Raw genomic sequence first — 13,143 nt, forward strand, 5'->3', positions numbered from 1 at the left:
ATATGGTCAGACCATACATCCTGGTTCGCCCCCGGCGACACCGGCATCGGGAGGAGCCGCGGTGACCACCGAAGAACGCCGGCGTCCGGACGCCCGCCCGCGCGCCTTCGAGGAGGTGCTCGCCCGCATCGAGGAGCGGATCACAGCCGACGGCCTGACCGTGGGCGACCGGCTGCCGGGCGAACGGCAGCTCGCCGAGCAGCTCGGCGTGGGCCGGTCGTCGGTCAGGGAGGCGCTGCGCGTGCTGGAGACCCTCGGGGTGGTCGCGTCGCAGGCCGGGCGGGGCCCGGACGCCGGGGCTGTGCTCACCTCTCGCCCGGGAAACGCGCTCACCGACCTGCTCCGGCTGCATCTCGGCCTCGCGACGCTCTCGATGCGCGAGGTGATCGACACCCGGCTGATGATCGAGCAGTGGGCCGCGGCCCGCGCGGCGGCGGCTCCCCCACCGGCGGCTTCCACACCGGCCGCTTCCACACCGGCCGCTTCCGCGCACACGGCGACGGCGCGGATGGCGGAGGCGATCGCGGCCATGGACGCCGCCGGCGATCCGGCCGAGTTCGTCGAGCACGACATCGCGTTCCACCTGGCCCTCGCGGAGGCGGCGGGCAACCGGCTGATCACGGCGGTCATGCGGGCGCTGCGCGACGCCCTGCGCCGCTACGCCGTGGACGCCGTCGTACGGCTCGGCGACACCGGCGGCCTGCAGGACGACCACCGGCGCATCCACCGGGCGATCGAGGACGGCGACGCCGGGGCGGCGGCGGCCGCGGTCGCCGAGCACCTGGCGCGGGCCTATCCGGAGTCTGGCCGGGATTCATAGAACGTGTTCTAATCACGCCTGTGGCCGATGATCTGAGACTCGGATTGAACCTCGGGTACTGGCAGCGGAACGCCGACGACGCGACCGAGGTCGTGCAAACCGCCGAACGGCTGGGCTACGAGTCGGTGTGGACCGCCGAGGCGTACGGCAGCGACGCGTTCACCCCGCTGGCCTGGTATGGCGCCAGGACCAGCCGCATCAAGCTCGGCACCAGCGTCGCCCAGCTGTCCGCCCGGCCCCCGGTGACGACCGCGATGACCGCGATGACGCTCGACCATCTGACCGGCGGGCGGCTGCTGCTCGGCGTCGGCGCCTCGGGCCCGCAGGTCGTCGAGGGCTGGTATGGCCAGCCGTTCGCCGCGCCGCTCGCCCGCACCCGCGAGTACGTCGAGATCATGCGCAGGGTGTGGCGGCGGGAGGAGCCGGCGACCAACCCCGGCCCGCACTATCCGCTGCCGCTGCCCGGCGGGCTCGGAAAGCCGCTCAAGCTGATCACCCGTCCGCTCCGGCCCGACATCCCGGTCTACCTGGGCGCGGAGGGCCCGAAGAACGTCGCGCTCGCCGCCGGGATCGGGCAGGGCTGGCTACCGCTGTTCGCCTTCCCCGAGAAGATCGAGGCGATGTACGGCGACGCGCTGTCCGGCGCGAAGCCCGGGTTCGACGTCGCCGCCATGGTCATGGTGGTCGTCACCGACGACCTGCGGGCCGCGCTCGACGGCGTGAAGATGATGCTGACGCTCTACATCGGCGGCATGGGGGCCAGGACCCGCAACTTCCACGCCGACATCATCGGCCGCATGGGCTACGCCGAGCAGGCCCGCCGCATCCAGGAGCTCTATCTGGCCGGCCGCCGCGACGAGGCGTTCGCCGCCATTCCCGACGAGCTGGCCGACGGCATCGCGCTCCTCGGGCCGCTCGGCCGCATCCGGGAGCGGCTGGAGCTGTGGCGCCGCAGCCCGGTCACCACGCTGCTCGTCATGGGCCCCCGCGACGAGCCCACGCTCAGAGCCGTACGGGATCTGGTCCTCGGCTGAGCGCCGCCCGGTCGGCGGCGGCGGCGGCGAACGCGCGCACGAGCGGATGGGGCCGGCGCTCGGCCAGCTCGGGCTGGAACAGCGTGACCAGATAGAAGGGGTGGCCGGGCAGCTCGGCCACCCGCGTCTCCCCCTCCTCATCGTGGCCGGTGAAGCGCAGGCCGTGGGCCTCCAGGGTCTCCAGATAGGCGGGATCGGGGCCGTAGGAGCAGAAGTACCGCTCCACGGTCCGGTCGGCGCCGACGATCCGCTCGGCGAGCGAGCCGGGGACGAGCCGCACCGCCGCCTCGTGACCGGCTAGGGAGCAGGCGAGCTGCCTGATCAGCGGGTTCGGGGCGTCCGGGTCGTTCTCCGCGTGGCTCACGCTCAGCCCGCACACGTGGCGGGCGTACTCCAGCAGGGCGTGCTGGAAGCCGGCGCAGGTGCCGAGCAGCGGGATCGCGTTCTCCCTGGCGGTCCGCGCGGCCGTGATCGCGCCCTGCTCGCTGCGGTAGGGGCTGCCGGGCAGGATCCAGACGCCGTCGAACCCGCCGAGATCGGCGACCTCGTCGGTCCTGATCCAGTAGGCGTCGAGGTCCAGCCCCTCACGCTCGCGCAGCGCGTCGAGGATGAGCGGGATGCGGGTGTGGGAGCGGACGGCGGGTGACCGGTCGCCCACCAGCGCGATGCGGGGTCTCATGACCTCCATGCTGGCGACGTGCGAACTTAATGACAAATGATGATTTCTGAGGTCTCCATAAGCGATGCTGATGTCGTGGACCCTCATCTGCTGCGCACGTTCGTGACCGTGGTCACCGAGGGGTCGTTCTCGGCCGCCGCGGATCGGCTCGGCTACACCCAGCCCGCGGTGTCCCAGCAGATCGCGGCACTGGAGGCCGACCTCGGGGTGCCGCTGCTCACCCGCCGTCCCGTACGGCCGACCAGGGCGGGCGAGCGCCTCCTGGAGCACGCGGGTCCGCTGCTGCTGCGGCTGCGGGCCGCGCGGACGGACGTGGCGCGGCTGGCCGCGCGGCCGCGGACCCTCACCGTCGCCGCCGGCCCGCTCGTCCTCACGGCGGGTACGGCGGCGGCGCTGGCCGGGGTGACGACGCTGCGCATCGCCGGCGCGGCGGCGGCCATGGCGCTGGTGGCCTCGGGCGAGGCCGACCTCGCGCTGGCCGACGGCCCGGCGGCGCCGTCCGACCCGCTGAACCTCCCCGAGGCGGGGCCGCTCACCACCGTCGGCGTACGGGAGGAGGAGCTGGTCGTCGTGCTGGCGGAGGGGCATCCGCTGGCGGGCCGGGCCGGTCTGCGGCTGGACGACCTGGCCGACGCCCTGTGGGTGGACGCCCCGGAGGTGATGCCGCTCGACCGCCTGCGGGCCGTGGCACGGCTCGACGGGCTGCGGCCCGGCATCCGCTACGAGGGCCACGACCCGGCCGTCGCGGCGCGCCTGGCCGCGGCCGGGCACGGCCTGACCCTGCTGCCCGCGTCCGCCGCGCCGTGCGGGGTGCGGGTGCCACTGGTCGCGCCGAGGATCGTGCACCGGGTCGAACTGGTGCACGCGGCCCTCCCGCCGGGCCCCGCCGCCGAGGTCGTCCGCGCGCTCACCTCCTGAGCCCCTCCAGACCGCCGGCGGCAGGACGGAGAAGACAACCGCGGACACCGGACAGCCGCTGTCCGGTGTCCGCGCCCGAGAACGCGGAGAAGTGCTCGCGCGGCAACGGATATCAGCCGGACAGGTCGCCCACCGCGTCGGCGTAGTAGACCGACCCGCTGACGTGGAAGGCGACCTGGCGGAGCGTCCAGCCGTCCCCCGGCGAGTGGTCGAGCTGCTCCGGGGTCAGCACCTCCAGGCAGGCCGTCCAGATCCGGGCGAGCCGAGTGAGCCTGCTGCGGGCCTCGTCGAGGTCCTGCTCGGTGAACGGGGCGAGGTCGGCCGCAGTAGTGATCATCGACCCGTGCCAGTGGTCCGGCAGGGGCATGCGACCGGCCAGCCGGTCCTCGACCTCCGCCAGGTGGTCCACGAGATGGTCGGCCACCCGGCGGATCGCCTTGTGCGGGGTGTAGATCCGGTCGCCCGACGGCACCGGACGGCCGTCCCAGGCCGTCCAGGTCGCCGCCAGGCGGAGAACGTGGTCGATCATCTCGGTCACGACCCGCGCGGGCTCGCGGTCGTCGGTCAGCGGGATGTCGGTCATGTGCGGCCTCCGAGGTGCGAGGGGATGTGCCGCGCAGGCTAGGCCCCCGGCGTTTCGACGCCCGCCGAAACGTCCTCATCGAGCGTTTTCCGGAAATGAGCGAACCATTCGGAGAACCCGGGCGTTGGCATCGGATGAAGGGTCCCGAATATCACCGAGGAGATCGATGGACCTGTCCGATATCGCCGCGTTGGTGGTCTCCCTGCTCGCGCTCGTCGTGTCCGTCTTCACGGCCCTGCGTCAGACGACGATGATGCGGCACTCGAATCAGCTCCCCGTTCTGGTCGAGCTTTTTCAAGAATTCCGGTCGACGGAATGGCAGCGCGCCGAGGCCTACGTCCTGGGACGCCTCCGGGCCGAGCACGACCCGGAGATCGGCTGCTCAGCCCTGCCGGACGAGGCGAGGATCGCCGTCAACAAGGTGATCGGGTACTTCAGCGGATTCGGCTACTTCGTATACAAGAAAATGGCGGCCGAAAGTCTCGTCGTCCCGCTGATCGGATATCGCGCGAGCAGGGCATGGGACGCCGTAGAGCCGTTCGTCCGGCGCGAGCGCGAGATTCGCGGATCCGACGACCGATACGCGGGCATGTTCGAGGATTTCGTGGGGCGAGTCCGCGCGCACATGCCGCTGCACACCAGTTATGGACTCCGTCTCAAAACTCTCCCAGTGACACCGAATCAGGTTCGAACTGAAGAAAAGCCGCAAATGCCCTGAACCATCCTTCCCCGCCGGGTGGTCCCGGACCGGATTAGCGCGATCGCGGACGGGATAAGAGTGAGGCAGGTCACGCACCCGGCGCGGGGGGAGAACACATGCGGTCCACGTCGTCAGCGGTGAGCCGGGCGGCCGCCGGCGTGTACGCGGCCCTCGCCGCCCAGGTCGTCTCGGTGGCCGCGCTCGCCGTGTTCGAGGAGACCCGGGGCAGGCGGCTGGCCACGCAGATCGCGGCCTTCGGCGGCGATCCCGCCTCTCCCGCCGCCCGGACCGTCAGCGGCGCGGCGACGGCGTTCGCCGTGCTGGTCCTGGTGATGATCGGCGCCACCGTGGCGTGCGCCGCCGCCTACCTGTCCTGGCTGCGGCGGGTGCGCCCGGCCACGCCGCCCGTCGCGCTCGTGGCGGCGTGCCTCGTGCCCGGAGTCAACCTCGTGGTCCCGCCGTTCCTCGCCGACCTGGCCTGGCGCGAGGGTCCGGCGGGCCGCACCCGGCGAAGCGACGGCCCCGCGCGAAGCGGCATCGTGCGAAGCGGCGGCCTCGCGCGGAGCGAGCCGTACGGCGGCTGGGACCGGACGCGGTGGCTGATCGTCCTCGCCTGCTGGTGGGTGAGCTGGCTGGCCGCGCTCGGGCTGGTGTTCGCCGACCCGGCCCGGGACGGGCTGACCGGCCTCGGCACGCCACAGGCCGCCGCGGTCGCCGTCGCGGCGCTCCTGTGCGCCTCGGCCGTCCACGAGGTCACCGCCCGGCACACCGGCGCCGGACGGAAGCGGGCGGTGCGGCCCGCCGTCCGGCCGCAGGTCCGCCTCGGCCACGGCGAACGGCCGTCCGGCATGCCGACGGCACCGGCGACACCGGCGGGCGCCCCACTCGCGGACGGCGGCGGGGAGGATCACCGGCCGGGCGGCGGTCCCGAGCTGCCGGAACTGGCGTGCCAGAGCCGCCGCTGGGGCGCGGACGGATGGCCGAGGAACCGCCCCTCGCGTACGGCCGGCGGGGCGCCGTTGTCGGAGTAGGGCGACACCCGGAAGCCGTTGCCGTACTCGATGGGCCGTCCGCCCACCCCCGCGCCGGGCGCGGGGACCTCGCTGATCACGGCGCGTACGGCGTCGAGCCCCTGGTCGCGCCACACGCGGTCGAGGTCGGCGAGGTTCCAGCAGTGCACGGCGCGCAGCGAGACCGCCCTGACCCCGGTGCGCCGCACCACTCCCCTGGCGGCCAGCAGCCACGACCCGAACACGGTCGCGGCCGTGTGCGCCTGCACCGACTCGAAGAACGTCAGGTCGATCGGGCCGGTGGAGTCGTCCAGGGTGGTGAAGATGACCCGCTGCCCCGACCGCACGGCGGGCGTCTGGGTGGCGACCTTCACTCCCGCGACCAGGATCTCCGCACCGTTGCGCTGCCGGACCAGATCCCTGGCCCGCGTCACGCCGAGCGCGTCGAGCAGGTCGCGGTAGAAGTCCATGACGTGGTGGCTCACGTCCATGCCGAGGATCTCCAGCTCGGCCTCGACGGCCTCGGCCTCGGTCATCTCCGGCAGTTCGCCAGGCGTGACCCGATCGGTGAACCCTATCGGAAGCTGCCCGGCCGCGCCCACGGGAGAGCCCCGGTCGAGCGCGCCGACCTGGGCGATCAGGTCGCGCCTGGTCAGCCGCCCCGGCCGCCAGCGCGGCTCCCCCGGCCGCAGGCCGTGCAGCGCGTCGAACCCGCCGACCTCCACGATCCGCTCGGCGATCGGCCGTGAGGGCCGGGCCCGCTCCCAGAAGTCGGCCAGCGAGGTGTAGGGCCGGGCCGCGACCATGCGGTCCACCTCGGCCTCGCTCACCCCTCGGACGGCCGAGAACGGCACCCGCAGGCCGTACCCGCGGCCGAACTCCCCGGGACCGTCCTCCGCCGGACCCGTACGCTCGACCAGCCAGGTCTTCCCCGAGCGGTTGACGTCGAGGGGCAGGACGTCCACCCCGCACTGGCGGGCCTCGTCGAGGATGACCCGGCTCGGGTACATGCCGGGGTCGTGAGTGAGCACGCCCGCGAGGAACGCGGCGGTGTGGTGCCGCTTCAGCCAGGCCGACTGGTAGGTGGGCAGCGCGAACGCCGCCGCGTGCGCCTTGCAGAACCCGAACCCGCCGAACGCGTCGAGCACCTTCCACGCCCGCTCGACGACGTCGGGGGCGTAGCCGTTCCCCCTCGCGAGCGGCACGAACCAAGCGCGTACGGCCTCGCGGCCCTCCGGCGTCCCGAGGGCGCGGCGGGCCCGGTCGGCCTCCGACAGCCCCGACCCGGTCATGATGTCGATGACCTTCATGACCTGCTCGTGGAAGACGACCACCCCGTTGGTCTCCCTGAGCGCGTCGCGCAGCGACTCGTGCGGGTAGCGCGCCTCACGGAAGCCGTGCCTGGTCTCCAGATAGGGCGTGACCATGTCGGAGTTGACCGGTCCCGGGCGGAACAGCGAGATGTCCACGATCAGGTCGTGCATCGTGCGCGGCTCCAGCTTCGCGACCAGTTCGCGCTGCCCCGGCGACTCGATCTGGAAGCAGCCGATCGTGCGGCTGAGGCGGATCATGTCGTAGGTCTCCCGGTCGTCGCGCGGGACGGCGTCCAGGTCGATCCGCCGCCCCTCGACCCGCTCGACCTCCTGGAGGGCGTACGCCAGGGCGGACTGCATCCGCACGCCGAGCACGTCGAGCTTGAGCAGGCCCGCCTCCTCGACGTCGTCCTTGTCGAACTGCGACATCGGGAACTCCAGCAGGCTGCGCTCGACCGGCGTGCGGTCGCGCAGCGTGGAGTTGCCGATCAGCACGCCGCAGGGGTGCAGCGCGATGTGCCGGGGCAGCCCGTCGAGCCGCTCCGCCAGGCGGAACACGGTCTCCAGCGACCGGTCGTTGAGCCCGCTGTCGCGCAGCTCCGGCAGGTCGGACAGCGCGGCCCTGATCTGCCTGGCCCGTACCTGCGGGAACGCCTTGGCGATGACGTCGATCTCGTGCGGCGGCAGGCCCATGGCGGCGCCGACGTCCCTGATCGCGCTGCGGGCGCGGTAGGTCTCCATCATCGACACGCAGGCCACCCGCTCCTCGCCGTACCTGTCGAGGATCGCGCGGTAGCAGTCGAGGCGGCGGGCCGACTCCACGTCGATGTCGATGTCGGGCAGGCCCTTGCGGCCCTCCGACAGGAAGCGCTCCATCAGCAGGCCGTGTTCGAGCGGATCCACCTCGCCGATGCCGATCAGGTAGTTGACCAGGCTGCCCGCCCCCGAGCCGCGGATCGCGCACCGCACGCCCATCGCCCGGATCATGTCCGTGATGCCGGCGACGGACGTGAAATAGCCCGACAGCCGCTTCTTCTCGATGACGCGGAGTTCGGCGGCGAGCCGGTCGCGGGCCTCGGCCGAGCGCTCCAAGCCCCGCCGGGCCAGCCCCTCCTCGCAGCGGCGCCGCAGCAGGGGCACCGGGTCCTCGCCGACCTCGGGCAGGTGGAGCCGGGGCCGCTCGGGTTCGAGCAGGGGCACGACCTCGACGGGGTCGAGCACGCACCTGCCGGCCACGCGGCGCGTCTCGGCCAGCAGCAGCGCGGCCCGGCCGGTGTCGCCGCCGCAGATCCGTGCGGCCACCCGCGCCATCTCGGCGCCGTCCTTCAGGTACGCGTGAGCCGTGGGGTCGTCGAGGTGCCGCCCGTCGAGGGGCACCAGCTTGCGCGCCGCGTCGAGCACGTTGCCGATCTGGTGATCGGCGGCGTCCAGGTAGCGGACCGCGTTGGTCAGCACGACCGGCACGCCCATCGAGTCGGCCAGCCCGATCATGCGGGCGGCGGTGTTCGCGTCGCGGTAGCCGTACAGGTCGGACACCTCGACGACCAGGTCGGGGACCACCGCGCGCCAGGCGGCCAGCAGGGCCCTGGCCTGGTCGTCGCGCCGCTCGGCCACCGCGCGGCCGACCCCCGAGCGGGGCCCGAGCAGCACGGTCAGCCGCGGCCCGCCGTCCGGGCCGGTCGCGTGCTCGGCCACCATCCCCGGCGTGACGTACGGCGCGCCGCGCTCCCCCACCTGGTGGGCGGCCGTGACCAGGCGGCACAGCGAGGCCCAGCCGTCCGAGCGCGCGAGCACGACGACCCGCGCCGGCTCGGCCGCCGTCCCCCGGCCACGCCCGTGTCCGTGTCCGTGCCCGTGCCCGTGTCCGGCGCGGCGGCCGGACGGCAGGCCGCCTCCGAACAGGTCGTCCGACGTGGAAGAACCTTGGTCGAGGGCGAGATCGACCCCGACGACCGGGCGGACGCCCTGCTCGTGGCAGGCGATGACGTGCTTGATCGCGCCGTAGAGGCCGTCGCGGTCGGTCAGCGCCAGGGTGTCCATGCCGTGCTCGGCGGCCCGCCGGACGAGGGCGGCCGGGAACGCGGTGCCGTACCGCAGCGAGAAGGCGGACGCCACGTGCAGGTGGGCGAAGGCGTGCGTCATAGGCGCGCCCCCGTCCGTCCCCCGGTCCGTCCTCCAGCGGCCCGTCCCCCGGTCGTCGTGGGGAGCTGGAGCGTTCCCATCAGTCCCAGGCCCTCAGCAGGAGCCAGCCGCCGCTGGCGGTGTCGAAGCGCAGTTCATAGGTCCCGACCTCCTTGCCGGCCGCGGCCCCCACTCGCCAGAAACGCCGCTCGCCGGGATCGGCGTCCGAGGTCTTCCACCATTCCCTGGCGACCACCCAGTGGTCCTGGATCTCGCGGACGGTGTAGAGCCGGTCACGCCAGACGAACTGAGCAGGGTGCCCGCCCCGGACCCACACCTCGATCGGATCGCCGTAAAGTCTGCTCAAGACTCCTTCTCCCTGTGGCTTCGTGGCCACCCGGGGGAAGACGGGCGGATGATTCGGGCAGAATCGCCGCTACTTCGAACATACGTTCCCAGCGGAGTGAACGCAAGTCGGCGCGGCCCCTTTCCGGGAACAAAAGCCCAGGAAGCGCGTCCGCCGGCGGATCACTCGCCGAGCCAGATCCCGCCGCCCCGGTAGGGCGGCTCCTCCCGTTCGGTGGCGTCCGCCACCGCCGCCCAGACGCGCGCCGTCCCCGGCCCCCTGACGACGGCCGCCACCCGGGTGTGCCCGAGCGGACCCGCCGGAAACGTCCCGTGCGTCCACTGGCCGCCCGACCAGTGACCTAACGCCGTGCTCCACTCGTTCTTCGCGTAGAACAGCCAGAACCCGCCCCGGCCGTCGGCCTCCAGCCGCAGGTGGGGGTCGAGCTCGGGCTCGCCCGGCAGGCTGTAGCTCCACCGTCCGTTCTCCCGGCGCAGGAACAGCGTGCGGCCGCAGAAGGTCACGTCCTCCTCCTCGGTGCCGCAGACCCAGGCGACCCAGCCGACGGCCGCCACTGCGCCCGACTCGTCCACCGCGAGGTCCACGAGCTCGGAGAGCTGACCCCGGTGCAGCGCGGGGACCGCGGGGAGCGGGACCATGCTCCAGGACCAGCCGTTCCATCGGGCGACGGCGGCCCGGCCGCGGCTGGAACCGGCCGCCCACACCGCGCCGCCGGGCAGACCGTCCACGTCCTTGGCGACCAGCGGCGGCCGCGCCGTGCGCCAGGCCGTGCCGTCCCAGTGCCGCAGATCCGACCAGGAGCTCCAGGGCCCCTCGGCTCCCCCTGCCCCGTCAAGGAAGTTCGCGTTGAGGATCGCCCAGACGTCGCCGGGGGCCGCCGCGTGCACCCGCTCCGGCTCCGCGCCCGGGCTCGGCGCCGCGGTCCACCTCCGCCCGTTCCAGCGCGCGGCGGTCTTCTCGCCGAACAGCCACACGTCGCGGTCGGAGGAGGCGGCCACGGCGCGCGGCTCGGACAGCGGCGGGGCCGGAACCTCGCGCCACCGCCCGCCGTCCCCGCGCAGCAGCAGCGGCGCGTTCGTCTCGGGCCCGCACGGCTCGGGCACGCGCGTGCCGGCCGCCCACACGGTCCCCTCGCGGGTCACGGCCAGGCCGGTGATGCGGTCACGGTAGTCGTAGTAGGCGACGCGCCACCCGCCGTCCCGGACCGGGCTCGGCTCCGGTGTGGGCGAGCCGGTCAGGCAGGAGGGCGAAGGCCGCTCCCGCGCGGCGGCCGTGGCGGCCGCGGCGTCGGTCTCGTTCCAGGTCTCGAGATCGCGAGGCGTGGTCGACGCGCACGCCGCCGGCAGCACCATCGCGGCCAGCGCCGCCGTCACACCCAGAATCCGCGTCCGCATATCCGTAGGACGCGGCGGGCCGGCATCCGGTTCTGCCGAACCCGCTGCCGGCCGTGCCCCCTGGGCTCAGACCGCGCGTTCCGCGTAGGCGGCCAGCAGCTGGGCCTCCGCGGTGTCGAAGTACGCGAGCAGCTCCCGCTCGGCCCGCTCGTGGTCGCCGTCGATCAGCAGCGTGGCGATGCGCGCGTTGTCTTCCAGATAGGGCTCGTGGAAGGTCCTGAGCTCGCCCATCACGTGGAAGGCCAGCCGCAGCTCGGCGAGCAGGCGCGCCATGGTCTTGTCCACACGGGGACTGGTGAGCAGCGCGGCGATCGCGCGGTGGAACCACATGTTCGCGGTGCCGACGGCCGCCCAGTCGCCGTTCTCCGCGGCCGCCTGACCCTCCTCGACGTGGCGCCGCACCTCCCCCACGGCCCCGGGCGGGGCCGTGACGACCGCTCGTACGCCCGCCGTCTCGAGAATGCGCCGCATCGCGTAGATGTCCGCGACGTCGGCCGCGGCGAGCTTGCGGACGAAGACACCGCGGTGCAGCTCGTGCACCAGCAGGTTCTCGTGCGACAGCAGCCTGAACGCCTCTCTGAGCGTGTTGCGGGAGACGCCGAGCAGGTTGCCGATCGTCTCCTCCGACAGGCGGGTGCCCGGGGGCAGGGAGCCGTCGATGACGTTCTCCCGCAGGACGTCGGCGACCAGTTCGGCGGCGCTGGCCCGATCGAGCACCGGCCGAGCCGCGCTCAACCGTGCCGCCCAGTCCGCCATAGCCGTCATCGCCGCAACCCCTTCTCGACCGCCCGATCACTCCCAGCTTAGGCCGCGGGACGTCGCCGGGATCCAGCGATCACCATCGGGCTTCGCGCGATCACACCCGGTTGTAGCGGAGAAGTAACCGACAAGAGGCTTGATGAATCGTTGAACAATCCTCTAGCTTCCAGGGGAGGTGAGCAAAGGAGTCTCGCATGAACCGACCCCCCGACACCCAGACGGCCTCATCCGCGGGCATCACGAGCGGAGGGCGGCGCTCGGCGCTGCTCGGCGCGATGTTCCTCATGGCCACGAGTGCCATCGGCCCCGGCTTCATCACTCAGACGACGACGTTCACGGCGCGGCTCGGCGCGGCGTTCGCGTTCGTGATCGTCGCTTCGATCCTCGTCGACATCGCCGTCCAGCTGAACGTCTGGCGGGTGATCGGCGTCTCTGGGATGCGCGCCCAGACGCTGGGCAACCGGGTGCTGCCCGGTTCGGGATATCTCTTGGCCGTCCTCGTGGCCTTCGGCGGCCTGGTGTTCAACATCGGCAACGTCGGCGGCGCGGCGCTCGGCCTGAACGCCCTCGCGGGGATCGATGTCAAGATCGGCGGCACGGTGTCCGCCCTGATCGCCGTCGCCATCTTCCTCAGTAGGCGGGCCGGGGTGGCCGTCGACCGGATCGTCGTCGTCCTCGGCGTCGTGATGGTGGCGCTGACGCTGTACGTGGCGATCGTCTCCCACCCGCCGGTGGGCGAGGCCCTGCGGCAGACGGTCCTGCCGGACACGGTCGACTTCCTCGCCGTCACGACGCTGATCGGCGGCACGGTCGGGGGTTACATCACCTACGCGGGCGCGCACCGGCTCATCGACGCGGGCGTGACCGGGCCGCGGAACGCCGGGCAGATCACCCGCGGCTCGGTCACCGGCATCCTCGTCACCGGAGTCATGCGGGTGATCCTCTTCCTCGCCTCGCTCGGCGTGGTGGCCGGAGGATTCCGGCTCGCCGCGGACTCGGCGAACCCGGCCGCCGACATCTTCCTGAGCGCGGCGGGCGAGGTGGGGCTGAGGCTGTTCGGGGTCGTCCTGTGGGCCGCGGCCATCACCTCGGTCATCGGCGCCTCGTACACGTCGGTGTCGTTCCTCGCCAGCTTCTCGCCCCGCACGGACCGCTACCGCTCGTGGATCACGGTGGCCTTCATCGTGGTCTCGACCGCGGTCTTCCTCCTCCTCGGCAAGGCTCCGGCCAACCTCCTGATCCTCGCCGGAGCGCTCAACGGCCTCATCCTGCCCGTCGGTCTGGCGGTGATCCTCTGGGTCGCCGCACGCCGTCGTGATCTCATGGGCGGGTACCGCTACCCTGTCTGGCTGCTCGGCATCGGTGTGCTCGCCTGGGCGCTGACCATCTACCTCGGCTGGAACTCCCTCAACGGGATCAGCGCGCTCTGGAGCTGACGTGCCCTA

General features: G+C 72.9%; 11 protein-coding genes. 5 read left to right on the top strand and 6 right to left on the bottom strand.

All coding sequences use genetic code 11. The annotated features are described in order from the left end of the window. Positions 1-61 precede the first annotated feature (61 nt). Both FH610_RS22540 and FH610_RS22545 read left to right on the top strand, forming a co-directional pair. A complete protein-coding gene (locus FH610_RS22540; RefSeq protein WP_139576514.1) occupies positions 62-820 on the top strand; it encodes a FadR/GntR family transcriptional regulator in 759 nt (252 codons plus the stop codon). A 20-nt stretch (positions 821-840) separates the two neighbouring features. Further along, entirely contained in the window at positions 841-1,854 is a 1,014-nt protein-coding gene (locus FH610_RS22545; protein WP_139576515.1) for an LLM class F420-dependent oxidoreductase, read from the top strand. On the opposite strand, the gene FH610_RS22550 is transcribed toward FH610_RS22545, so the two are convergent. Further along, positions 1,823-2,533, bottom strand: coding sequence for a CTP synthase C-terminal region-related (seleno)protein (locus tag FH610_RS22550; RefSeq protein WP_240809130.1), 711 nt, complete (start codon positions 2,531-2,533; stop codon positions 1,823-1,825). The genes FH610_RS22545 and FH610_RS22550 overlap by 32 nt on opposite strands. A gap of 75 nt (positions 2,534-2,608) precedes the next feature. On the opposite strand from FH610_RS22550, the gene FH610_RS22555 reads away from it, so the two are divergent. Further along, positions 2,609-3,451, top strand: a complete 843-nt coding sequence (locus tag FH610_RS22555; protein ID WP_139576517.1) for a LysR family transcriptional regulator — start codon at positions 2,609-2,611, stop codon at positions 3,449-3,451. 112 nt (positions 3,452-3,563) lie between these two features. Here FH610_RS22555 and FH610_RS22560 read toward each other — a convergent pair whose 3' ends face one another. Continuing rightward, on the bottom strand, positions 3,564-4,034 hold the full coding sequence (locus tag FH610_RS22560; RefSeq protein ID WP_139576518.1) for a DinB family protein: 471 nt from the start codon (positions 4,032-4,034) through the stop codon (positions 3,564-3,566). 166 nt (positions 4,035-4,200) lie between these two features. Here FH610_RS22560 and FH610_RS22565 point away from each other — a divergent pair, with 166 nt between their 5' ends. Then, positions 4,201-4,752, top strand: coding sequence for a DUF4760 domain-containing protein (locus FH610_RS22565; RefSeq protein WP_139576519.1), 552 nt, complete (start codon positions 4,201-4,203; stop codon positions 4,750-4,752). Positions 4,753-5,641: 889 nt separating this feature from the next. Here FH610_RS22565 and FH610_RS22570 read toward each other — a convergent pair. The 4 genes from FH610_RS22570 to FH610_RS22585 form a co-directional block, all read right to left on the bottom strand. Further along, entirely contained in the window at positions 5,642-9,199 is a 3,558-nt protein-coding gene (locus FH610_RS22570) for a DNA polymerase III subunit alpha (RefSeq protein ID WP_139576520.1), read from the bottom strand. A gap of 79 nt (positions 9,200-9,278) precedes the next feature. Next, positions 9,279-9,545, bottom strand: coding sequence for a DUF6504 family protein (locus FH610_RS22575; RefSeq protein ID WP_139576521.1), 267 nt, complete (start codon positions 9,543-9,545; stop codon positions 9,279-9,281). A 161-nt stretch (positions 9,546-9,706) separates the two neighbouring features. Next, positions 9,707-10,939, bottom strand: a complete 1,233-nt coding sequence (locus FH610_RS22580; RefSeq protein WP_139576522.1) for a hypothetical protein — start codon at positions 10,937-10,939, stop codon at positions 9,707-9,709. A 66-nt stretch (positions 10,940-11,005) separates the two neighbouring features. Then, a complete protein-coding gene (locus tag FH610_RS22585) occupies positions 11,006-11,704 on the bottom strand; it encodes a GntR family transcriptional regulator (protein WP_139576523.1) in 699 nt (232 codons plus the stop codon). A gap of 188 nt (positions 11,705-11,892) precedes the next feature. Here FH610_RS22585 and FH610_RS22590 point away from each other — a divergent pair, with 188 nt between their 5' ends. Continuing rightward, positions 11,893-13,134 (top strand): NRAMP family divalent metal transporter, encoded by a 1,242-nt coding sequence (locus tag FH610_RS22590; RefSeq protein ID WP_139576524.1) that lies wholly within the window; start codon positions 11,893-11,895, stop codon positions 13,132-13,134. Positions 13,135-13,143 lie beyond the last annotated feature (9 nt).

The sequence above is a fragment of the Microbispora catharanthi genome (assembly GCF_006334915.2).
Taxonomy (GTDB): domain Bacteria; phylum Actinomycetota; class Actinomycetes; order Streptosporangiales; family Streptosporangiaceae; genus Microbispora; species Microbispora catharanthi.

Excerpts from the sequence above, each read along its gene's own strand:
- FH610_RS22560 (WP_139576518.1), bottom strand. The coding sequence starts at position 4,034 with ATGACCGACATCCCGCTGACCGACGACCGCGAGCCCGCGCGGGTCGTG.
- FH610_RS22570 (WP_139576520.1), bottom strand. The coding sequence starts at position 9,199 with ATGACGCACGCCTTCGCCCACCTGCACGTGGCGTCCGCCTTCTCGCTG.
- FH610_RS22565 (WP_139576519.1), top strand. The coding sequence starts at position 4,201 with ATGGACCTGTCCGATATCGCCGCGTTGGTGGTCTCCCTGCTCGCGCTC.
- FH610_RS22590 (WP_139576524.1), top strand. The coding sequence starts at position 11,893 with ATGAACCGACCCCCCGACACCCAGACGGCCTCATCCGCGGGCATCACG.
- FH610_RS22585 (WP_139576523.1), bottom strand. The coding sequence starts at position 11,704 with ATGACGGCTATGGCGGACTGGGCGGCACGGTTGAGCGCGGCTCGGCCG.
- FH610_RS22580 (WP_139576522.1), bottom strand. The coding sequence starts at position 10,939 with ATGCGGACGCGGATTCTGGGTGTGACGGCGGCGCTGGCCGCGATGGTG.
- FH610_RS22550 (WP_240809130.1), bottom strand. The coding sequence starts at position 2,533 with ATGAGACCCCGCATCGCGCTGGTGGGCGACCGGTCACCCGCCGTCCGC.